Genomic DNA, 21,876 nt, shown 5'->3' with positions numbered 1-21,876 from the left:
GATCTTTTTACCTTTATTTTATCGTTAGTCTCAATGCGCTAAAACCTATAATGGCGGCGCTTTGCGTCGCCATTCACTTCTGGGTTTTAAGAATCACCTGCTGCTTCTTGTTGGCGATATAAACAGAAATAGCGATCTTGCAAAGCCATTAACTCTAAATGAGTTCCCTGTTCAGCAACCCTTCCTTTATCCATCAACAAAATCAAGTCAGCACTATGGATCGTAGCAAGGCGATGGGTAATAAAGAAAACCGTGCGTCCGCGAAACTCCTCTGCAAGATTTAGACAGACTTGACGCTCAGTATTGTAATCAAGAGCGCTAGTCGCTTCATCAAGAATCAGTAATTGCGGCTTTTGCAGAATAGTACGGGCGATCGCAATCCTTTGTCTTTGTCCACCAGAAAGAGAAGCTCCCCGCTCACCGACTCGTGACTCATAACCTTGCGGCAGTTGCATAATGAAATCATGGGCGCAAGCAGTTTGTGCGGCAGCCACAATCTCATCGGGCGTAGCATCAGGATTGGTCAACGCAATGTTTTGCTGCACCGTGCCATCAAATAGCAAGGTATCTTGCAAAACGACACCTATCTGTCGCCGCAATGAATAAAGCTCTACTTTGCCAATATCGTACTCATCGATAAAAATTCGGCCAGCCTCAGGTTCATAGAGCCGCGACATTAACTTAGTCAGAGTGCTTTTACCCGCTCCACTAGTACCAACAACGCCAACAAATTGACCATTAGGAACATCTAAATTGACGTTATTTAGCTGCAAAGGTCCATTGGGATTAAAACGGAAATTGACATTCTCATAGCGCACTGCTCCTTTAATTGCAGGCATTGGAATATTGCGCCGACCTGCTTCTTCCTGCTCTTGAGGATGATTAATAATATCGCTGAGGCGTTCCAATGAAAGGGCGGTTTCTTGGAAGTTTTGCCAAAGTTGAATCAAACGCAAAAGGGGCGATGTCGTATAACCCGCAATAATCCGAAACGCGATTAGCTGTCCTAGAGATAGTTTGCCATCCAGTACCAAAAAAGCGCCAACCCATAGCAGCAATAGATTAGAGAACTGATTTAAAAACTGACTCATGGAACCCGCAGTTGTGGAAGTTACTACGGTCTTAAATCCATCGGAAACATAGCGAGCATAACGACGTTGCCATTCCCACCGTGACTGCAACTCGATACTTTGCGCCTTAACAGTCTGAATACCTGAAACAACTTCCACTAAATAGGACTGAGTTGCAGCATTACGTTCAGCTTTACTGCGAAGCTGTGTCCTGACGATGGGGGCAACGATAAAGGTTAGCAGTGCAAACAATGGTACGGTTCCCAAAGCTACAAGAGTTAGCAACCAGCTATAGCAAATCATCACCACGATATAGACGAAGGAAAATACCGCATCAAGGACAACGGTAAGGGCTGTTCCTGTCAAAAATTGACGAATATTTTCCAGTTCGCCGATACGGCTGGATAGTTCCCCCACCGATCGCTTCTCAAAATAGCGCAAAGGTAATCTGACCAGATGATCAATGGTTTCGGAACCGAGGGTTAAGTCAATGCGATTAGTTGTATTTACAAATAAGTAGGTTCGCAGTGCGGTAATTAAGGCTTCAAAGAAAGCGATCGTTAAGAGCAGGATGCCTAGAATATTTAAGGATGGCAGGGAGTTTTGCAGAATTACTTTATCAATAATTACTTGGGTGATCAGAGGATTTGCCAATCCCAATAACTGCACAAAGAAGGAGGCAACCAAAACGGTAATTAAAGGATTGCGATAACGCTTGAGGGAAGGCAAAAACCAAGATAGACCAAATTTTTGCTGGGGAGTATCCTTAGTCGGTTGAATTAGCAGAATCTGTCCCGATTCGCCCCAAAGATCGGCAAATTGAGCAGTTTTCTTAATGACTATTCCCTGTTCAGGAATGCCTAGTACCTGTTCGCGATCGCTAGTTTTGTAAAGTACCGCAAAGGTATCTTGCCAAGGTAATAAAGCTGGTGTGGGAACCTGACTAATCGCACTCGCAGGAATCGTTACCAACTGTCCATTGAGTCCCATTAGCTCAGCGATCATGCCGCATAACTGCAAAGAGATGCTTTGAGAACGATCATATTGATTGACGATCGCCCGTTTGATCACATGACGATTAAAGGGCATACTCCAATATTTAGCTAACATCTCAAAACAAGCTACTGAAGCATCAATAGGGCCACGCCCGTAGATATATGGATAGTCTTGAGGCTTATGATCGCCGCGATCGCTAACAGTCGGCAAATCAGGAGCATAGGGAATATCGAAGGCGGTAGGATGGGCTGGTAATTCGGTTACTATTTCCGTAGCAACGGCAAAATCATCGCGCAAGCCAATTAAACGCAAATAGCTAGACTCTGGAATCTCAAAAACAGTGCGATTTGGTTCAACTCTTGTTCCCAAAGGAATTGTGATATTTTGTCCACCGCTAACGAGCCATACAAAATCAGGATCAAGCGGCGGAATTGAATTTTTCCCCTCAGGTAAAGTCAGAACTCGCGCATCTTGCCATGCATTACGAGCCTGCTCTATAAAATCTTTAGGGGACTGAGCACGGCGATCCATCTCGATCGCAAATAGATCAAATACTTCTGCTGGTGAAACTTGGGAGATAAAAGCCTTCTTAAGAGGAGGAAAGCGATCGCAAAGTTGTAAAAAATCTGTTGCTTCTAAGGATAAAAAAGTACTTTCAACAGAAGCGATCGCTGTTTCGCAAGGCAAATCACGGATCAAACTCGCCCATCCGATTACCGCGCCAGTTTTGAGGGTTTCTAAGGTCCTAGGTGATGTCGCCTTTGGTATTTGAGCCAATAGCCTTGCTTGCCCTTCCCATAGAAATAATACTTGCGCTGGCATAGTCTCTCGACGCAGTATCAACTGTCCCATCCGATAGCGCAATGGCTGAAGGCGATCGCTTATTTCTTTGACAATCAAGAGATCAAGATTTTGGAATAAGGGGATACGCTCAATGAGATCTTGGATAGCATTACTGTTGGCAAACATAGTCGTTAACTTATAAGGAGCTTAGAGAGCAAAAGCAAGGTTGTAAAAACAATGATTTTCACAGAGAACCATAAGGATGTTTAATCATCATCAGGATTTTTTCGGCGAATTTTCCTCTTGTAAAAGCTCTTCAAACAGTTGATTGAGAAGCAACTGAGTTGTCTGATCATCAAACTGAGCAGGCACAAATTTTTCTAGTCGTAAAATCACAAACCATTCTTCTAACGCAAAAGGTGGATGGACTTGCAGGGGAAGGCTATGGCGCAATTTTTCCGCAATTACAGGAGGCAGTTTATTAAGCAATAATGGTCCAATCATGCCACCTGTTTGCGCTTCTACACCCTGAGAATATTGAGATGCAACCTCTGCAAAAGTCTGTTCACCATCTTGAATCCGAAAGAATAGTTCTTGCAAAAGCTCAGGGTTTTTATGGCGAATTAGCGAATAGATCACCCGATCTAAGCTGGTTCTACGATTTAGGAAAGTTGATTCGAGACGATTTGCCCAAGTCTGATGCTTAAATTTTTCGACCTTAAACTCGCGTAGAGCGATCGCCTTTAGTTGCTCGTCAGTAAGACTATAAGCCTGACAATAATTTTGAATGGCTTCTTGCGAAACTAATTTATAGCGTTGCTGAAATTGTTGCAAAGCCAGATTAATTTCTTCGGGTTCAAGGGTAATAGCAGCGATCGCACGGTCGATCGCAAGTTCTCGCTTAAAATTTGGTAACAAGCGATAGATCGCTAAAAGCTCGCCAAAATTCCCTTCCTCAATTTTGAGATTATCAATTGTCAAGCAACTCACCATGATTGTCAGGGAAAATTATCATTTAAAAAATTGCTATATGATCCAAGAGTGAAAATAACATTAAACTATGAATCTATATCTCACGACAAGTGGATCTTGCCTTAACGCAACAATTCAGATTTTGAAACCGAATTTAGCGGGCTTTTAGTTTGCAAACATACTTTTTTACATAGCCTTTCTCACTTCCAAGATTTCTCTATTTCGTCAATTGTGCAACAGCGTCTATATTCTTTGCAAACTGGAATCGAGGGATTCTGAAGATTGACGATAGAAGAATCAAAACAGAGAATCTCTGCGAAATCGGCAAGATCTTGCTCGTTTAACCTTGGTATGCGCCCATACACGTCCTCACGGCTAGGATAGACACCAGCAAAGCCACCTTCAGCAATAGACTCATTTTCAGTAGTGGATCTTAATACCTCAGGAAATATTATTGTGGGCTGAGACTCAAATGAACCAATATCGACTCGATCACCAAAAATACGGGGTAAGCCGCGTTGATCGGTAGCAGCTACACCTGCGTTGCTGCCTGCATTTATAGCTGGGCTACCAGAAACGAGAGCAAAGGTCTGGGTGGGACCGCCATTGTTGGCAAGCGTAGTACTAATCACCGTACTAGCCGCGCCAATCGGCGTAATCGGCGTAACGCCACCAACCGTACCGCTAATTCCACTTACACCATTTACGCCGACAATGTTTGGTCCAGTAAAAGTGAGAGTGCCACCACCGACACCCGTGTTGATTTCTTGTCCGTTAGCAGAATTATTTCCAATGATGATGCTGTTGGCGATCGACATCGTGCCGATAGAGTTGTAAATCGCACCACCGAATCCAGCCGAATTACCAAAAAAGGTACTGTTATTGACCGTATAAGTACCGCCTAGATTGTTCAGTGCACCACCGTTTAATCCAGCCGAATTGCCAAAAAAGGTGCTGTTCGAGATATTGATCGTATTCCCTAATTCGTTGCGAAGAGCGCCACCAAGTCCTGCCGTATTGTTGCCCGTGAAGGTACTGTTGGACAGATTTAGCGTCGATCCTCCCGTGACTAGAATGCCACCTCCAAGTACTGGATCGTTTCCATTAATAACGGTCAAGTTATTCATATTGACAGTGCTGCCACCCGCAATTGTGAAGACTCGGACGGCATTGTTACCGCTAACGGTCGAGCTAGGCAAACTTGCGCCATTTAGTGTCAGGTTTTTTTCAATCGTAACCGTGTTTGCCAAAGTGTAGGTTGCCGCTGCGAGATTTACGGTCGCACCAGCCACCGCGACATCGACTCCATTTTGCACCCTACCACCTGCTCCCACATTCACCGTAGTCGCAGTACCTGTGAGCGGAATTCCCGCTCTTAATGTAATTGGAGCGTTCAGGTTGGCTGTGGGTGCGCTTAGGATCAAGGCTCCTGTGAAATTTGGGGTTGCGGTATCGATCGCCGCATCGACTGTAATCGCATTCGAGGCGACCAAGTTGACATTTGCCCCATTGAGGGCTGCCACGATCGTCGCGCTGTTGATCGTACTAGCCCCAGGGTTTGCATTGGCAGCAGCAACGGTTGCATCGATTCCACCGCTTGCTACAACTGTAATCGTCGTCGGATCGAGTAACCAAGTGCCCGTTTCGCCTTGGAACGCCGAAGTATTTACCCTTGCGGTATTGCCAACCACAAGATCATTTTTTCCAGAGGTTTCAATCAGTCCGCCATTACCGATCTGAGTCCCCCCTTTTGCTGTAATTGTGCCATCAAAGATCGTCCTACCATCCGACCACACGATCGCCAAGCCACCGTTTCCATTCATCAAAGCATCAACGTTAATGACACTATTTGCATCTACGGTCGTAGTTTGTGCTTTGGGAGTTGTGCCAGTTCCTTTATAGTTGCCACCAATCAATACCGTGCCGCCTCCATTGAGTCCAGAGGCGTTGAGATTTGCACTAGCCAAGTTGATGCGATCGCCTAAAACCTGAATGTTACCGCCCTGATCGCCAGACACATTCAAAGTTCCCGATGCGATCGCATCACCAGCTTTTGTTGGTGTTATAATTCCCGAACCTGTTAGCAGTTTGGGCAAATCCACAGCCGTGAGAGGCGGATTCGCACCCAATTCTTGTTGTGCTGCGATCGGCAGCTCTAAACTCAAAATGCCACCTTCAGGTGTGATTCTCACATATTTTCCATCAGGCACGGCGACGATATTAATCTTGCCGTTAGGTGTGGTAATTGTGCCCGTGTTGACAACAATTCCACCTACAAGCGTAATGCTTTGTCCCTGTGGAACCGACAGATTTCCTTGATTCAGAATTACACCAGTTCTTTCCGTCCCAGTTTCCGTCCCAGAAAGTGAATCGATGGAATTCGTAAAAGCAAAAGCACTGGGTGAACCTGTGAGATTTTTTAGGTCGTTGGCACTGGTATTAATGCCAAACCAGCCGTTCCCAACTTGGATTCCTGGTGCTGTCGTAGCGGTAAAAGCTGCTGGGACGTTTAAACTGGCGTTGGCTCCAAAGATTATGCCTGCGGGATTCATGATGTAGAGATTGGAATTTCCTCCCGTGAGTTGAATTAGCCCGTTAATTACGGAAGGGTTGCCACCAACTACGCGGCTGAGAATGTTTTGAATATTTGGTTGGCTGAGGAAATTGGCGATTTGTCCCTGATTCAGTCCAAACTGTTGGAAGCTGTGGAAAAGATTTTCGCCTGCTTGAGTTCCACCTGTAATGTCGAAGCGTTGTCCATTTTGCAGTACGACGGTATTCGTTCCATCTGTGGCTGTTGTAATTGGTTGAGCGGAGAGAGAATCTGCGAAGAATGGTATGGATAGAAGCGCGATTCCTTGCAGGATGCATCTCGCCGCAACAGTTTTTTTATAACATTCAAAGACTAATTTCATCGTAAAACCCACTCTGAATCACCTATTCTGATTTTAGTTTAAGTTCAGTAATTTTGCAAATCTAAATTTTTTATTGAATAATTCAAAATCCCTAAAGTCACTCTGGCAAAAGCAGAAGACTATCCCGAACGTCTTTTCGCTTTTCTCAAAAACAAAAATTCTTCTCAATCCACGCTGATATAGCTATCAGCAGTCAGCTTTTCAAGAACCCTTTCTCCGAAAAGTATTCACCCATATGTAGATGCCCTAATCTGCTTGGCGATTACTATACTTCACTTCTCTAGAAAAGCATATTCCGCACGATCGCACCGATATCGATTTGAGCAAATTACTCTCTTCGTCGTATAGAGGAAAAGCGATCGCTCTTTCCGACAAAGAAAAAAGCGATCGCCTTTAATATTCAACATCGACTAGGGAAACAGATGAAGCTAGTTAATGTAGATTCACCTGTTTTGCGATAGAAGTGGATATCTAAGCAAAGACACTATTTGGTGTGATTGTGCCTAGTCCGGGGAGTGCGCCTTGGTATCCAGTGATATTAATAAACAGATCGTTATTAGTATTGAATCCAGCAGTACCATCGTTAATAATGAGGTAAGTTCCAACTCCAAGCGCACTTGCTGCTGTGGTGCTTACAATGGCAGCACTGTTGGCTGCCAATGCTTGGTTCCCTGCAAGCAAACCGTTAGCATCGTTAAAGACTGACTGAGCAAGAAGCTGCAAGGTCGATGCAGTGCTATTGTCAGCCGCACGACTAAAGCTAAGGGGAGCAGAAGTGGCATTTCCTCCACCTGTGAGCAAATCAATTCTATCAGTACCAAAAGTAAAGTCGGTAATTCTATCGAATCCGAGGTTCACCTGAGACTGACCAAACTGAAAGACGAAAGTATCAACACCCAAACCGCCTGTAAGTCTGTCAGCACCCAGACCGCCGTTTATCGTGTCGTTTCCGCCCGCGCCGTCGATTGTGTCGTCGGCACCACCACTATTCAACACGTTGGCATTGAGATCGCCAAACAGGCTGTCGATGCCACCATTACTGGTCACGTTCTCAATGTTGGCGATCGCAGGCAACCCAGATGCGCTTGAGATGAACCCAGATGCAGTTCCAGTAGATAGATTGACTGTGACACCGCCTGGCGCATTGTAGGTCAGGGTATCACCAGCACCAGCACCCAGATCAGCAGTTATAAACTCGACGTTGGTAACTGTTCCGCCTTCAAAGTTGGTGATTGAGGTTCCGTTGAATGTTACGGTGAGGTTTTGGTTGCCGCCGTTGGAAGTGAGCACCAGCGTATCGCTGTCGGCATCACCATTTACCGTGTCGGTTCCGTCCGCATCGACCGTATAGCGAATTGTGTCGTTGCCTGTGCCACCGATGACAGAGTCATTGCCAGTACCACCGATGAGGGTGTCAGCGCCATTGCCACCCGTCAAGGTATCGTTGCCACCAGCACCGTTGAGGGTGACAGCACCGCTGAAACCAGATGCGTTAATGGTGTTGTTGCCACCACCGCCTGTCAAAGTAGCCAGTTCGATGGAAGTTAGCGTGTCAGTACCGTTGCCCGTTAGGGTAGTGTCGGACAAGACAAAGTTAACATTCCCTGAATCTATTAATGTGTCAGTGCCATCACCTCCATTAATCGTGACTGTACCGCCGAAACCAGATACGTTAAAGGTATTGTTGCCAGAACCACCAGTCAAGATAGCCTGTTCGATACTGATTAGGGTATCAGTACCGTTGCCTGTCAGTTGGTTATTAGTCAGGACAAAGTTGAAATCGCCAGATTCTACGACTGTGTCAGTGCCAATACCGCCATTAATCGTGTCATTACCAGCACCACCGCTGATGATGTCGTTGTTGCCACCACCGCTCAGGACGTTGTTGTTAGCATCGCCCGTAATGTTGTCGGCTCCGCCGTTACCCGTCACGTTCTCGATGTTAGCGACCGAGGTGAATCCCGACGCAGTTCCATTAGCGAGATCAACCGTAACTCCTACTGGCACTCCAGAGATAGTGACGTAGGTCAAAGTATCGATGCCATCGCCCAGATCTACGGTTACAGACTCAACGTTGGACACAGAGCCACCTTCAACCGCATTGAGGGCAGTTCCGTCGAATGTCACGGCAAGGTTTTCGTTGAGAGTGCCAGCGCGTCCAGTGAGTACCAGCGTATCGTTGTCGGCACCACCATCGATCGTGTCGGTACGATCAGCATCGACCGTATAGCGGATTGTGTCGTTGCCAGCACCACCGTTTACAATGTCGTTGCCAGCGCCACCAACCAATATGTCGTTGCCAGCGCCACCGTTCAGGTTGTCAACACCAGCACCACCGTTCAAGGTGTCATTGCCATCGCCGCCGTTGAGCGTGTCGTTGCCATCCTGACCGAACAGGGTGTCGTTGCGAGTGCCACCGTTGAGCGTGTCGTTGCCAGCATTGCCATACATGATGTTGTCAAAGTTGGTCGCTGGATTTACGGTGAGTGCATCAGCGCCTCCGCCATTACCACCAGTTCTGATCTCAAAGGTTTCAATGCGGAAAGCGCCTGTTGTTGTATTTGTAGATCTGATGTTAAGTGTGTAGATCTGATTTCCAACCATATTGGCTGTGGCAGTAACAACACCTGTCTGACTTACCGCAAAGCCAGCGCTGCTACCCGCAACCAACAACGAGTAGTCAAATCCCGTGGTCGTATTGGCATCCGTCGTACTCAGGGTTGCGATCGTCGTACCTGCAAGCGGAAATGCATTTCCTGCTGCTGGAGTGACACCATTAAACTGAATGTCGGTTGGCGCTACAACATCAAGACGGATGGTCACATCGGCGAACTGGAGCTGCTCGATGTTCTTGATCAGATCGGTGTCGTCAGAGACTATCCTAGCAACGCCCGTTAGCGGATCAACAACAGGAGGACGGGTGACACCATTGTCGAGATCGCGGACATAGATGAAACCATCACCATTGACATCAGTTGCCCGACCGAGCGTATTAAAGCCCTCAATTTCATATTCTGCGAAGTTGCCTTGGAAGACGGCGGTGTCGATGTTTTTGTTAAGACCCGTGAGGTCGGTATTGTCGGTCAAGATCTCACGGACGATGGTCATCTGACCAGGATTGATGGTTCGGTTTAGCAGCAACGATGTGAGCGATGCACCGCCAAAGGCTGGACTGCTGTAATTTGGGCTGCCGTCTGAGTTGGTGTTAAAGACCTTGCCAGCATATTGCCCCATAACGGTAGTATCATTGCTCATCGAATCAGCCGAGTAGATCGTGCCGTTGATGTCGATTTTAATCCGCACGTTCAACCAAGCATCGCCATCAATGATGTCGAAACCACCACGTCCCTTGATGATATCGTTGCCGTCGCCACCCATAAGGATATTGCCATCGCGGAAGAATGTGTCGCCAGCGCCAGTACCAGCCACGGTGTTGAGCGTAACTGCTGCGCCGCCAAACCAAGTTCTGAAGCCAGTGATCCGATCAACACCCTCATTGGTTAGCAAGTTGTTGAACAATACATCGATCGCCCCAGCAGGAGCATTAGCCAACGGCAAAGTGCTGAAGAACAGTTGGTCTGCGGTGACGGGATCGAAAGCGATGGGAGATGCACCTGCAACATGACCGCGATCGTCGCCAAACAGTTCGTCATTATTCCTCCAACCTGATAATGCTTCCACGTTATCAAAGCGATCGCGTAAGACATCGTTCGGAGTGCCGAGAGCAGCGAGATTGAAATTCAGGTCGAACTTAATGGGCGAGTTGTCGTACTTAGCAATGCCCCAGTCAAAGCCGAACATCCCTTCATAGCGGTAGACACTCGCGCCAGAACCCATGATATCGTCGCCTGATTCTGCGTCGTAGTCGGTTTCGTCGCCCTGACCGAATAACACATCATGACCGAGGATCGGGCTGTTGAAGAACAGTTCCGAGTTGTCACCCGCCAGTGTGTCGAAGCCAGCTCCGCCTTCGATCCAGTCGCTGCCCTCATTGCCTAGCAGAAAGTCGCCGCCAGTACCACCAAGGACGAAGTCGTCGTCAGCACCTGCGAAGACTTCGCTACCATCCTGACCTAGTACGATATAGTCGGTACCTTGGTCACCAAATATCAGATCCAAGCCACGGGAACTGGTGATGACATCGTTGCCCTGTTCACCACGCAACATATCATCCCCAAATGGATCTTCGATAATGTCGTCGCCTTCGCCGCCGAAGACGTTGTCAGCACCAGCGCCACCATTGATGTAGTCATTGCCACCATCGCCCCATAGGGTATCGTCACCCTTGTCGCTGTATAGTTTGTCGTTACCTTCAGTACCGCCGATCACAACATGTTCGCCACCAGTAAACCTTAGAGTACCGCCGAAATCGTGGTTTCCATCGACGATGCTGCTGCCTGTGTAGTCGCGCTGAACTTTGGGATTAAAGAGAGTGCCTCCAAGCGGATCCTTGCCAGCGGCAGTCCCGTTATAGTCTTCCTGTGCAATGCCCCGATCTAGCTCGAGGATATAGTCTGGTGTGACGAACAGAAATCCATTTAAATGGGTCGCATACTTGTCGCCGAGCGCGGTGTTGCGCATCACCATGTCGGCGAAGGTATTTGGCTCTAGCTGGTTGAGCAAGTTCATGCCCTGAGTACGGCTCAGATAGTAGAAACGATCGCCGTTTTGCAGGTTCTCCATCTGGGATTCAAACACAAAGTTGAAGGTACTACCCAACATGCCGCCGAATTCGGGATTCGCTTCGGCAAGCCCGCCGATCCAGAAATCGACCAGATTGAGTCCACCCAAATCGCCACCAGCATAAGCGCCTGTGGCGTTCAGGAAGTCGAGGCGATCAGTTATGTCCGAAGGTGTAATACCGTCAGCCTCTGTACCGAAGACGAGTTCCTCTGCTGCCGCCCGTTTGCCAGCAACGGTTGATTGTGAGGTGATGCTCGTATGTGTACCGTAAGCCGCGATGAAGTTGATAACCGAGAGCTGGTTTTTGATGTTCAAGGAAAAATCAACCCAGCTGGTGTAGGGCTTGAGGTCAGCTAAGCCAGTGCCTTCGTAGAGTTGCCTGCGGGTTTCATTGAGCGAGGGAACGCCAGTTTCACGACCACGGGCAATGTTGAGCGCACCAAGGTCGAGCGGCAGTCCCAAGAGATTGCTGCGCAAGTCGTCCACGATGAACTCGTCGATCCCGCTGCCTACGTCACGGGTCAAGCCTCGGACTAGGTTGGCGTTGATGGTTGCTATATCCGCTCCGCTGGCGATGTAGGCCTGTGGGTTAAGAAACGCTGCCAGCAATGTCTTCTGATCAGGTTCTCCGTTGACGGTCGTCAGGTCGTTCTCTAAGCGATCAACTGTGCCAGTTAGCATCGAATGTCCGAAGCGATACACCGTGTGGGCAAACTCCGCCACGATTGATGGGTCGATGTCGGGGCTGTTGTTGAAGACGAAAGGATCGATCATCGGCTGAATGCGGCGTGCGAATTCTTCAAACACTAAATGCTGGTATTGCATTTCATTGGTGAATCGAGCTGCCTGAAACAGGCGTTCGCCATCCCATTCCAAAGCCGCAATATCACTGGGTGCGGTCGGAACTGCCGTAACGTCAATTCGCAACCACTCATTTAGGAAATCCAGATCGTTCGACGCAAGAATGGTTGCTTTATTTGCTTCGACAAGACGATTGTGCTCGGAGTGGAAGATGGAGTGAACTGCGGTCAGCGCAATGTTCTCGTTGCCGCGTCCGTCACCCGTGATGAAATGTGAGTTCAACATTTCATCGTCGTAGGTCGTAGCATCGTTATCGTCGCCGACACCAGGATCTGTGTCCGCAGTTTGTGGGACTAGATCTCCTGAACTGTTTCTATAGAATCCAGGTACTGCATGGTGGGCAATGTCATCGAGGAATGCGTGGTTAGTGCGAACTGTGTTGGCAGGCAGAACCAAGCCTGCTGCTGTTCCCTCAACAAAGCCAGTGGTAGTGGCTACTTGAGCATAGCCATTGGCTCCTGGAATGAATTTACCGTATTGATCAGTCAGTAGCAGTGGCACGTTGTGGACATCGAAATCACTGAGGATGATGCCCAAATAGGTCTTAGCATTCGCCTTGACTTCACCCCAGTTAGAGACCGAACCTGCAAGCGAACCATCAAGTACTTTACCAGTTGCGATCGTTACGGGTGCGTTGGTTATCTGATCAGGGACTCTCTTGTATTCGCGCAGGAACACTTGATGCGAGGCATGAGAGGTGTAGGTTTGGTTCTGGTCGATCCATGAGGTTGTCTTGTTCTCGTGCTGCGGAACACCATCCACAATCGTTGTTGTCGCGCGGGTCAGCGCCATGAATCGGAGCTGCGGCGGGAGATCGTCGGCGGTGTTAAAGAGCCCATCTTTGCCTGCAACCAGGGGATCGTCCTCCTGTAGTGGAATATATACTGTGCCGTTGCCGCCTTTGGTAACGAGATCGAGCCCGTGGTCGAAGAATTGACCGAAGATGGTCATCCAAGAGTTGAAACCAGACGATAACCCGATGTCGGGGGACTGGTTGGGGATTGTTTGGAGGTCGGCATTGGTAATAGCAAGGTAATTACCAGTTCCTGCCCGAAGATCGCCTGGCTTGACTGGAATCATGCCGGGATGATCTGCTTCAAACTGAGCGAGGGACAACGGGTTATTAAAGTAAGCATCGATCGCGGCTGGGTTGTTGACAGACATGTCCGAGATCAAATTGGAAATAATGCGCGGATCGGCATCAGCAACACTAGCTGGATTGACTTCAGGTGGGTTTGTACTACTAAGGCGGGGATCGTAGTTATTATTTGTGATGACTGGCGCATTTGGAACTCCAAACGACATCTGGTCGCCATCAGCATCATTAACGAACACTGGATCGGTCAAGCGAGGAAATAGCGTGTCTGCCGCACCGATCGTGCTCCGCCCTGGGATGAGGCTGTTGAAGGTGCCATCGACGGTGCGTAGACCAGCAGGCAACTGCGCTGCATTGGCGGCGGAAATACCATACGCATCCATGATCGACTGAAGAATTGTCTTAGTTTCCGACACTGACTGGTAGCCGATGGAGCTATCCTCAGCGATCTTGATTTGAAACAGGATTTTTTCGAGGTCTGCTTTGTTGACGATAAAACTAGATGCCATAACGTTAAACCCTTAACTGCAATAAATTTGCTGAAGATTGATGGAGATAGAGGTCGAGCAAAGTACTGTCTATTCTCAATAAGTAAAACCCTATAAAATTCATCGTAATTCCAAAGAAATCAGCAATAAAAGTTAAAGAAAATGGAATTACGGAGAGTATTTTTAACAGTAATCCTGAAGAGAATGGAAGTATCACAATAGATTTTCCAAGAGCAAGGCAATAGCAACTAGGCACAATTAATTTCAAATATAAATCCGTAAACCATGTTCATATGAGGGGGCAAATTTACAGATTTGAGTGATTTATTTTGCAAAATTAATTACACACTAGGTTTAGCGAATGAACGTATTAATGCTGAATTTGCTGAGAAATTCAACCGTTAAAAGTTACCAATAAGTTAGTAAAAAGTTATCAGAAAATTACTTGAAAGTTAGTAAAAAGTTACAAATAAGTTACTTGAAAGTTAGTAAAAAGTTACTTGAAAGTTACTTGAAAGTTATCAGCAAATTATTAATAGATGTTGTTTTACTGAGCTTCTAAACAGACAAAAGCAAGTCGTACATCGCTTTGTATATGCTTATCCTGCAAGTTATCTCTTTTTTTTAACATCTAATATTTTCTTGAATAGCTATAGAGTTAAGTATATGTAATATCAATGAAAAACAACCTTTCAAAAGGGCTATTTTTTATATAGATAAATCGTGATGATAATTATTAGTGATTACTTATGCAAGTTTATTTTTTATGTTTATATATTTGTAAATTTTTTCTTTACTAAGTGACTATTTAAAATTAAATATAAAATTTTCAAAATTTATATTACACATACAATAAATTTTATAAACTTTCATTTTGTTTTGTAATTATGTGGAGTTAATTATTACTAGGTATTACTTACTAGTTAAGTGTAAATGCTATCTTTCTACTACGAAATCTAAATGATGTGTAGATTTAAGGATGAAATAAAGTTTCATCTGAATTTATAGAATGCGATCGCATTTATTAAAGAGATCTCAATTGATTTCTTCCCATCAAAAAAGGGCATACCCACTGGGTATGCCCTTAGTATTGCGGAAAAGTCTGGAAAGGGTTTTAAGGATAAACGACATCTCCAAGGATTTGCGGAGTCCGTAGCGCAGTCGTACTATAGCAATGTAAGAGATAGCTCGGACAAAAATCAAAACCCAAAAGATGAGTGGCGGCGCGAAGCGCCGCCACTCATCTTTTGGGTTTAATGTCCTAAGCAAAACTTACATTGCTATACCTACCATACGTCGCATCTTGAAACTCTCCAGAGTTTTTGCACCACGCCTTTTTTGATGGAAATAAATCTAGTTGCCGTACAACTGATTATCAAAATTGTTCATCGCTTGATAGTTGTAAATGTTGGGTGGAGATGGATAAGACAAAGCCCCCTTATAATTGGCATATGATTGCGGTCCGCGAGCAATTTGGGGATAAACGCCAAACGTGGGAGATTGGGATGCTGAAGTTAAGTTAGTGGGATTGCTCTGCTTGCATAAATGCATGAGATCGACCACTTTACCTTTGGAAGTCACCATATAGCACAACGAGTCCGAAGCCTCAGAATGACTAACATTTGATGGTCTAGACTCAGCACCATCGGTTGTTTTCAAAGCAACCATCAGCACCAATAGCGTAAAAATCGAGATAGCAATTAGCTTCCCGAAATTACTAATCCTTTTTAGTGAGTCAATTATATTTGTTCTCATTTTTTTATTTCCACATCAGAGTTGACACATTTATTCATAGTTCTCATTAACTACGTGGAACCCTCACCACCATCACCCTATCCCTTGATGGGAGAGAGGGAGCAAGACTAATTTCTTATTCCCATCTACACTTTAGGGAGAAGGACTAGGAATGAGGGAATTGGAAGCTTCCACGTAACATCAGTCATTAAGAAAATTGATTTTGATCTACGATAAAATTTGGTTGCTCATCACAATTACTGAGCAATTTTGTCTTAATATCTTCAGCAGTCTGAATTGTATTTTGATACTCAACTTGAAGCTTTTGATAGTTTGCAAAGTCTTCTTGATTGAGAAATTCTTCGGGCTGAGACTCTAACAACAGTGATGCAGTTTGATAGTCTTCGATCGCACCTTTGACATCACCTAAAATCTGCCGAATTTTACTGCGATCAATAAAGGCATCTACATAGGTGTGATTGCTAGTACGGATTGCATTCTGTAAATCATTAAGCGCCAAGACATAGCTTTTGATATTGCGATAGGCAACACTGCGGTTGTAGTGTCCTCTTGGTTCACCTGGATAGACAGAAATCGCTCGCGTGAAATCGCGGATCGCAAGATCATATTCCTTCAGCGCTAAGTGAGCCTCACCTCGACTGTTGTACAAATGCGAGAAGCCTGGACGATAGCGTAATGCAGAGGAATAAGCAGCGATCGCATCTGTAAAATTGCCAGCCTCAACGTAAACATCGCCCAGATAGCGAAACGCATCTTCATCAGTAGGATCGATTTTGGTCGCCTCAATTAAATCGGCGATCGCACCCTGAAGATCGAGCTGATAAGCCTTGCTCAATCCTTGATTAAGAAGTTGTTCCGCATCGATCCGCCGTTGGGAGATCGGATAGGGATATTCAAAATTAGGCACACGCTTATGTCCTTCTCCATGACCATGACCACTAGCGATCGCGGATGATGGCATCACCACAAACATCGTAAAGAGCAAAGTCAGCACGATGGTTCCAGCCTTGGCAATTTGGACTAATCTTTGGGAAAACATCATATGGCAAACTTCCAAACGGAAAATCATTTCTGGTGGCTTTAGTTTTACGGTTACAGCCGCATTTAGAGTGGTGGAACGCTAGAGTTATATGGCTTTGCAGGAGCAGTTGTTACGGGATCTGGACCACCCTGACCAACTTCAAAAGCCCGCATCATATCGTGATCTTCATGAACCAAGTTGTGACAGTGCATCATATACTTGCCATTATGGGGACCAAACTGAGCGACAACCTCGATATCCGCTCCTTCATCCAAGTAAAATACGTCCTTCCAACCCATTTCATAGGGTTGCACTTTACGTCGCTTGTTGCGACTTAAGATCAGCATATCGACGAGGTGGACATGAATTGGGTGATGCCATCCACCACCGCCATTCACAAATTTCCATATCTCCACGTCACCTACTCTAGGGTTTGCCTCAAGCCCTCCATTCGCCCAAGTGCGACCATTAACCGTCCATTGGTCCTGAAGGTTATCCTTTCCGAACACAAACTCGCGACGACGAACAACACGAGATAATAATTCCTGACGTTTGCGATTAAAATCGAAACCATCATTACGCAGTAAGATTGGTAAAGGTGGGTTATGAGACACGGCTCCACCACTTACATCAAACCGCATGATTTTCCGCGTACTGGCAAAGGGGCTATCGTTCTCCACTGCGTTGCTGAGAAGCTCAATTTGAGTACCTGCTGGGTAACTGGCAAAATCAATCACCAGCTCATAGCGTTCGCCAACACCAATCATGAGAGTAGGCGTTTGCACTGGAGATGGCAACAGCCCAGCATCAGAAGCAATTACAGTCAAAGGTTGACCGTTGCTCAGTCTCAATGTATAGGATCTAGAAATCCCCGTATTTAAAAAACGAAACCGATACTTAGTACGTTTGACTGCCATGCGCGGCCAAGGCACACCATTGACTAAAACGATATCTCCAAAAACATCTTTTTCGCCGCTATCCGCGTAAACAATCCTGCCATTGCGAGCCAAAAGTTTATCTGACAAGACAATTGGAACATCAAATTCACCTTTGGGAATATTGGGATTTTCGTTGGGATCGGCGACAATATAATTGCCTGCTAGTCCCATGTAAGCATTTACTGCTGTCCGATGTACGCCATGATCGTGATACCACAATGTCGCAGCGCGGTTGTTTGGAAAGATATAATCCTTGTATTGTCCAGGATTAGTAATATCATCAGCCCATCCATCGTATTGAGGGAGAGAGGCACTGCCATGCAAATGAACTGATGTATGAATTTTCCGATTTTGGCTATCTGTACCAAGATTATTAATGAAGCGAACGACAGACTGGCGACCTAGTTGCTGATAGATCAATGGACCTGGCACCATGCCACTGTAGCCCCAAATTTCGGTTTGAATATTTGGTAAAATCTCAGCGGAGCCTTTCTGCATCCTGATTTCGTAGTAGTCCGTGTTGCTATCACTACGAACTGGTAGAAGCGGAGACTGGTAGCGAAAGTCACGAGCATAAAACGGTGGTAGACTACGTGACCTATACGAACTATCATCAGAAAAAACTTGGGCATAACCAAGATTGCTGAACGCTGCTGAGGCGATCGCTGTACCACCAGCACCGAGTCCGAGACGCATTGCTGTACGTCTGCTAATTTTAGACATAGTAATCCAATCCTTTAAGAACTAAAAATTTCTTCTGACTTGCCAGAAATATCGAAAAATATTCCAAAAACTACTCCAATGAATTAAATCAGGGTGTTTTTTAGCAAGTCTTTGGGGGGCAACTCGACACGAACTGAATATTGTCAGAAAAATCTAGAAGTAAAGACTTAGGGGATCTGGTGTCTTGGCTTTAATAGCTCTTTATGACGCAACACTTAACTTTTTCTGGAATGGCAAGTAAATCAAGAAACTAGGGAACTTGTTCTAACCTCTACCTTTCGTCTTGCCATAGCCAATAAAACTCACATAGTTCCTTAAAAATAATTTGGGAAATAATTTGGGAACATTTACTGTCTAGTGAATGTCTAAGTGAGTAACTAATAATGCAGGACTAAACCTGCATTACTTTTTATTGGCATTAAAAAATATTATTAATATGTGAAATATCGTAATATGAATCATTTTTGGCTACACCAGCTAAAAGTTATGCAAAAGTTATGCAAAAGTTATGCAAAAGTTATGCAAAAGTTACTCTTATATTTTGGAGATACTATCCCACCCGCTCAGCATTCATGTGTTTATGATTCAGCCGCTTAAGGGGCTTACAAAAAATAATCGATCCCAAAAAATATCGGAAGACAGAGCCTTCCGATATTTTCGTGATGTTATAGCTGTCGCCAGTCTTGTTAGGATACAAACCCAAGAAGCGCCACCACTCGCTTCTTGAGTTTTGATTTGTCCTAATACAACGTGAGTTTGGTTTGCTTCTCTAGGGTTAAGTGATATTGTGTAAGTATTCGTTCAGTAAGTAGTAACCGAGAGGGATTTGTTTGACTCAGTCAATTAATCTACCCAAGCTAGACGACTTTTTGCAAGAGCTGGCAACCATACAGCAGCAAGGCTCAAAGCGAATAGCATTTTTAGGCTCCCGCCATGTGCCATTAACTCACCAACTGCTGATCGAACTGCTCAGCTATGCCTTGGCTTTATCTGGCAACAGTATTATTACCTCTGGTGCAACAGGTACAAATTTTGCTGCGATTCGGGGAGCTTTACGTGCTGACCCCAATTTGTTGACCGTAATTTTGCCGCAAAGTCTCGATAGACAGCCTTATGAATCTCGCGAACAGCTAGAAAATGTGATTCATTTAATTGAGCATGGTGAGAATGACACCCTATCCTTGGCTGAAGCAAGTATCCGATGCAACCAAGAAATTATTTCTAAGTGTCAGCAACTTATTTGCTTTGCGTTTCATGGCAGCGAGACTTTATTACAAACTTGTCAGGATGCTGAAGAGCAACGCAAGGTTGTCACATTGTTTTATTTTGATTAAATAACAGAAAGAGCGCTTCGCGCTCTTTCTGTTTATAAGTAGTTTATAACCGAAAATTATGAGTAAGACTATCAAGGGTAAAGTGTTTGTATTAGATGACAATATCGATACTGACCAAATTATTCCTGCGGAATATCTCACACTTGTACCATCTAAGCCCGATGAGTATGAGAAGTTAGGAAGCTATGCGATGATCGGGCTACCCGATCGCTATGATCGCTTTATTGCTGAAGGTGAGAGCAAAACAGTTTATTCGATCATTGTGGCTGGTGAAAATTTTGGCTGCGGATCTTCAAGGGAACATGCTCCGATCGCTCTTGGTGCAGCAGGGCTAGATGCTGTAGTAGCTCAGTCCTATGCCAGAATTTTCTTCCGTAACTGTACGGCGACAGGTGAGCTATATCCTTGGGAGTCAGTTGAGCGCTTAGTCGATCTCTTTAAGACTGGTGAAGAAGCGACGATTGACTTTGATAATGATGTCATTATTAATGAGACCACTGGTCAAACCTATGTGTTGAAATCCCTCGGTGATGTACGCCCTGTAATTGATGCTGGTGGTTTATTTGATTATGCTCGCCAGACGGGCATGATTCCTACTCGCGTGTAAAAACTATGTCCTATCACATTCGCATTCACGATCGCCAAAACGATAAGCTCTATGAAGCTGATATCGAAGGCGATCGCTATATTCTTGAATCCTTGGAATTGCAAGGGATAGATTTACCTTTTTCTTGTTTGAATGGTGCTTGTACAGCTTGCGCGATGCGGGTCAAGTCAGGGAAAATCGACCAACATGAAGTGATTGGTTTATCCAAGACATTGCAGGATGAAGGGTATGCACTAATTTGTTCGGGTTACGCACAGTCAGACTTAGACCTAGAAACCCAAGATGAAGATGAGGTCTATCGGCTCCAGTTTGGTAACTTTTTTGCCAAGCGCAAGCGCCACTGGTTTCAGTTTGGTATTCCGATTGATCATGACTAAACAGTATAAAGGGCGCTTCGCGCCCTTTATGTTTTGAATTATGCCGCACAGCCTATGAATTCTAAAGCAGGAAAAAAAGACGCAATCGCTAAATCTCCGTCGCGATCGCTGATTTTGGTTGTGTTATTAGTTGCCTTTTTGACGATCTCTAATATAGCGATCGCCTTTATGCAACCCAAGGAACAGATCAATGGCGAAACCTGGATTATCAATCGAGTGGTTAGTGGTCAGACAGTCGAGGCTACAGTTGTGAGCAATCCAAATATGACTGTGCAGCGAGTGCGATTACTTGGAATGAGTGCACCACTAAAAGAGCAATCTCCTTGGGGCGATCGCGCTCGTCAGCGGCTATCGGATCTCATTAAAGAGCAGAAGGTAATTTTAGAGTTTGATGTCAAGCAAAAAGATAACTCCGATCGCCTGCTTGCCTATATTTGGAAAGATAATTTATTAGTTAATCAATATTTAGTGGCTGAAGGATTGGCGATCGCTGAATCCTATTCGCCCAATGTCAAGTATGACGCAAGGATCAGCCGCGCTCAAACTAAAGCAAGATTGCAAGAGCTAGGAATTTGGGACACCCAAAATCCTTTACGCCTTAGTCCTAGAGACTTTCGCCGCCAATTAAGTAATTAAAAGGCGGTGCTTCGCACCGCCTTTTGTCTTTAACCAATTCTTTTGTAGCGCGGCTTCGCCGCGCTACAAAAGAATTAATATTATTCATCGCTGGTAGCTAGACTGTAATTTGTGCCAGTAAAGTCAGCTCCATTCACGTTGGCATTTTTGAAGATGGTATTGTTAATATCTGCCCTGCGTAAGTTCGCATGGACTAACACAGCGTTAGTAAAGTTAGCACCCTTTAAATTGGTGTCATTGAGAATGGCATCGGTCAGAAAAGCTTGGGTGAGATTGGCTGTTTCCAGTTTTGCACCCGTAAGATCAGCACCTTCCAAGTTAGCATTGGTGAGATTAGCCCCGCTTAAGTTTGCTCCCACGAGAGATGCGCCGATTAAGTGCGATTGGCTCAAATCAGTACCCGCTAGATTTGCGTTAGTTAAATCGCAACCTGCACATTGTTTGGTTTGGAGTAGTTGTTGAACTTGAACAGGGTCATAGGCTTCTAAAGGCATCGCCCAACCAATTCCAATCACAGCCAAAATTGCAACTAATTTAGTTTTCATTGTGCCCTCCTCATATACGAGGAATGCTATACATCTATTATCGCTGCAATTTATTTCGTATTCGTTCTGCTATGTA

Annotated in this window: 12 protein-coding genes; 4 read left to right on the top strand and 8 right to left on the bottom strand. The window is 45.4% G+C overall.

The genetic code is table 11. From position 1 onward, the window contains the following. Positions 1-86 precede the first annotated feature (86 nt). From H6G05_RS18885 to H6G05_RS18855, 7 genes are all read right to left on the bottom strand, one after another. The gene (locus tag H6G05_RS18885; RefSeq protein ID WP_190580326.1) at positions 87-3,035 is read right to left on the bottom strand and encodes a peptidase domain-containing ABC transporter; all 2,949 of its coding nucleotides are present in this window, start codon (positions 3,033-3,035) and stop codon (positions 87-89) included. 90 nt (positions 3,036-3,125) lie between these two features. Next, a complete protein-coding gene (locus tag H6G05_RS18880; RefSeq protein ID WP_242025638.1) occupies positions 3,126-3,830 on the bottom strand; it encodes a peptidylprolyl isomerase in 705 nt (234 codons plus the stop codon). Positions 3,831-4,021: 191 nt separating this feature from the next. After that, positions 4,022-6,736 (bottom strand): two-partner secretion domain-containing protein, encoded by a 2,715-nt coding sequence (locus H6G05_RS18875; RefSeq protein ID WP_190580322.1) that lies wholly within the window; start codon positions 6,734-6,736, stop codon positions 4,022-4,024. Between the two features lie 471 nt (positions 6,737-7,207). Beyond that, complete coding sequence (locus H6G05_RS18870) at positions 7,208-13,885, bottom strand: peroxidase family protein (RefSeq protein WP_190580320.1); 6,678 nt, start codon at positions 13,883-13,885, stop codon at positions 7,208-7,210. Positions 13,886-15,217: 1,332 nt separating this feature from the next. Beyond that, positions 15,218-15,619 carry a hypothetical protein gene (locus H6G05_RS18865; protein ID WP_190580318.1) on the bottom strand — a complete coding sequence of 134 codons (402 nt, stop codon included), beginning with the start codon at positions 15,617-15,619 and terminating at the stop codon, positions 15,218-15,220. Between the two features lie 187 nt (positions 15,620-15,806). Further along, a complete protein-coding gene (locus H6G05_RS18860) occupies positions 15,807-16,661 on the bottom strand; it encodes a tetratricopeptide repeat protein (protein ID WP_190580316.1) in 855 nt (284 codons plus the stop codon). Between the two features lie 62 nt (positions 16,662-16,723). Continuing rightward, positions 16,724-18,301, bottom strand: a complete 1,578-nt coding sequence (locus tag H6G05_RS18855; protein ID WP_190580314.1) for a multicopper oxidase family protein — start codon at positions 18,299-18,301, stop codon at positions 16,724-16,726. An 830-nt stretch (positions 18,302-19,131) separates the two neighbouring features. Between H6G05_RS18855 and H6G05_RS18850 the strand changes: the two genes are divergently transcribed. The 4 genes from H6G05_RS18850 to H6G05_RS18835 are packed head-to-tail and all read left to right on the top strand — an operon-like array spanning position 19,132 to position 21,255. After that, complete coding sequence (locus tag H6G05_RS18850) at positions 19,132-19,635, top strand: DNA recombination-mediator protein A (protein ID WP_094528665.1); 504 nt, start codon at positions 19,132-19,134, stop codon at positions 19,633-19,635. Positions 19,636-19,693: 58 nt separating this feature from the next. Continuing rightward, positions 19,694-20,242, top strand: a complete 549-nt coding sequence (locus tag H6G05_RS18845) for a LeuD/DmdB family oxidoreductase small subunit (protein WP_190580312.1) — start codon at positions 19,694-19,696, stop codon at positions 20,240-20,242. Positions 20,243-20,247: 5 nt separating this feature from the next. Beyond that, positions 20,248-20,619 (top strand): 2Fe-2S iron-sulfur cluster-binding protein, encoded by a 372-nt coding sequence (locus H6G05_RS18840; RefSeq protein WP_190580310.1) that lies wholly within the window; start codon positions 20,248-20,250, stop codon positions 20,617-20,619. A gap of 54 nt (positions 20,620-20,673) precedes the next feature. Beyond that, positions 20,674-21,255, top strand: a complete 582-nt coding sequence (locus tag H6G05_RS18835; RefSeq protein WP_190580308.1) for a thermonuclease family protein — start codon at positions 20,674-20,676, stop codon at positions 21,253-21,255. An 80-nt stretch (positions 21,256-21,335) separates the two neighbouring features. Here the strand turns inward: H6G05_RS18835 and H6G05_RS18830 are convergent, their stop codons facing one another. Continuing rightward, on the bottom strand, positions 21,336-21,800 hold the full coding sequence (locus tag H6G05_RS18830) for a pentapeptide repeat-containing protein (RefSeq protein ID WP_190580306.1): 465 nt from the start codon (positions 21,798-21,800) through the stop codon (positions 21,336-21,338). Between the last annotated feature and the right edge of the window lie 76 nt (positions 21,801-21,876).

The organism is Phormidium tenue FACHB-1050, assembly GCF_014696925.1.
Lineage (GTDB): Bacteria > Cyanobacteriota > Cyanobacteriia > Pseudanabaenales > Pseudanabaenaceae > Pseudanabaena.
The sequence above is the reverse complement of the archived record's forward strand: the minus strand, read 5'-3'. Positions and strand labels throughout refer to the sequence as shown.

Excerpts from the sequence above, each read along its gene's own strand:
- H6G05_RS18875 (WP_190580322.1), bottom strand. The coding sequence starts at position 6,736 with ATGAAATTAGTCTTTGAATGTTATAAAAAAACTGTTGCGGCGAGATGC.
- H6G05_RS18835 (WP_190580308.1), top strand. The coding sequence starts at position 20,674 with ATGAATTCTAAAGCAGGAAAAAAAGACGCAATCGCTAAATCTCCGTCG.
- H6G05_RS18865 (WP_190580318.1), bottom strand. The coding sequence starts at position 15,619 with ATGAGAACAAATATAATTGACTCACTAAAAAGGATTAGTAATTTCGGG.
- H6G05_RS18845 (WP_190580312.1), top strand. The coding sequence starts at position 19,694 with ATGAGTAAGACTATCAAGGGTAAAGTGTTTGTATTAGATGACAATATC.
- H6G05_RS18860 (WP_190580316.1), bottom strand. The coding sequence starts at position 16,661 with ATGATGTTTTCCCAAAGATTAGTCCAAATTGCCAAGGCTGGAACCATC.
- H6G05_RS18855 (WP_190580314.1), bottom strand. The coding sequence starts at position 18,301 with ATGTCTAAAATTAGCAGACGTACAGCAATGCGTCTCGGACTCGGTGCT.
- H6G05_RS18840 (WP_190580310.1), top strand. The coding sequence starts at position 20,248 with ATGTCCTATCACATTCGCATTCACGATCGCCAAAACGATAAGCTCTAT.
- H6G05_RS18885 (WP_190580326.1), bottom strand. The coding sequence starts at position 3,035 with ATGTTTGCCAACAGTAATGCTATCCAAGATCTCATTGAGCGTATCCCC.
- H6G05_RS18830 (WP_190580306.1), bottom strand. The coding sequence starts at position 21,800 with ATGAAAACTAAATTAGTTGCAATTTTGGCTGTGATTGGAATTGGTTGG.
- H6G05_RS18870 (WP_190580320.1), bottom strand. The coding sequence starts at position 13,885 with ATGGCATCTAGTTTTATCGTCAACAAAGCAGACCTCGAAAAAATCCTG.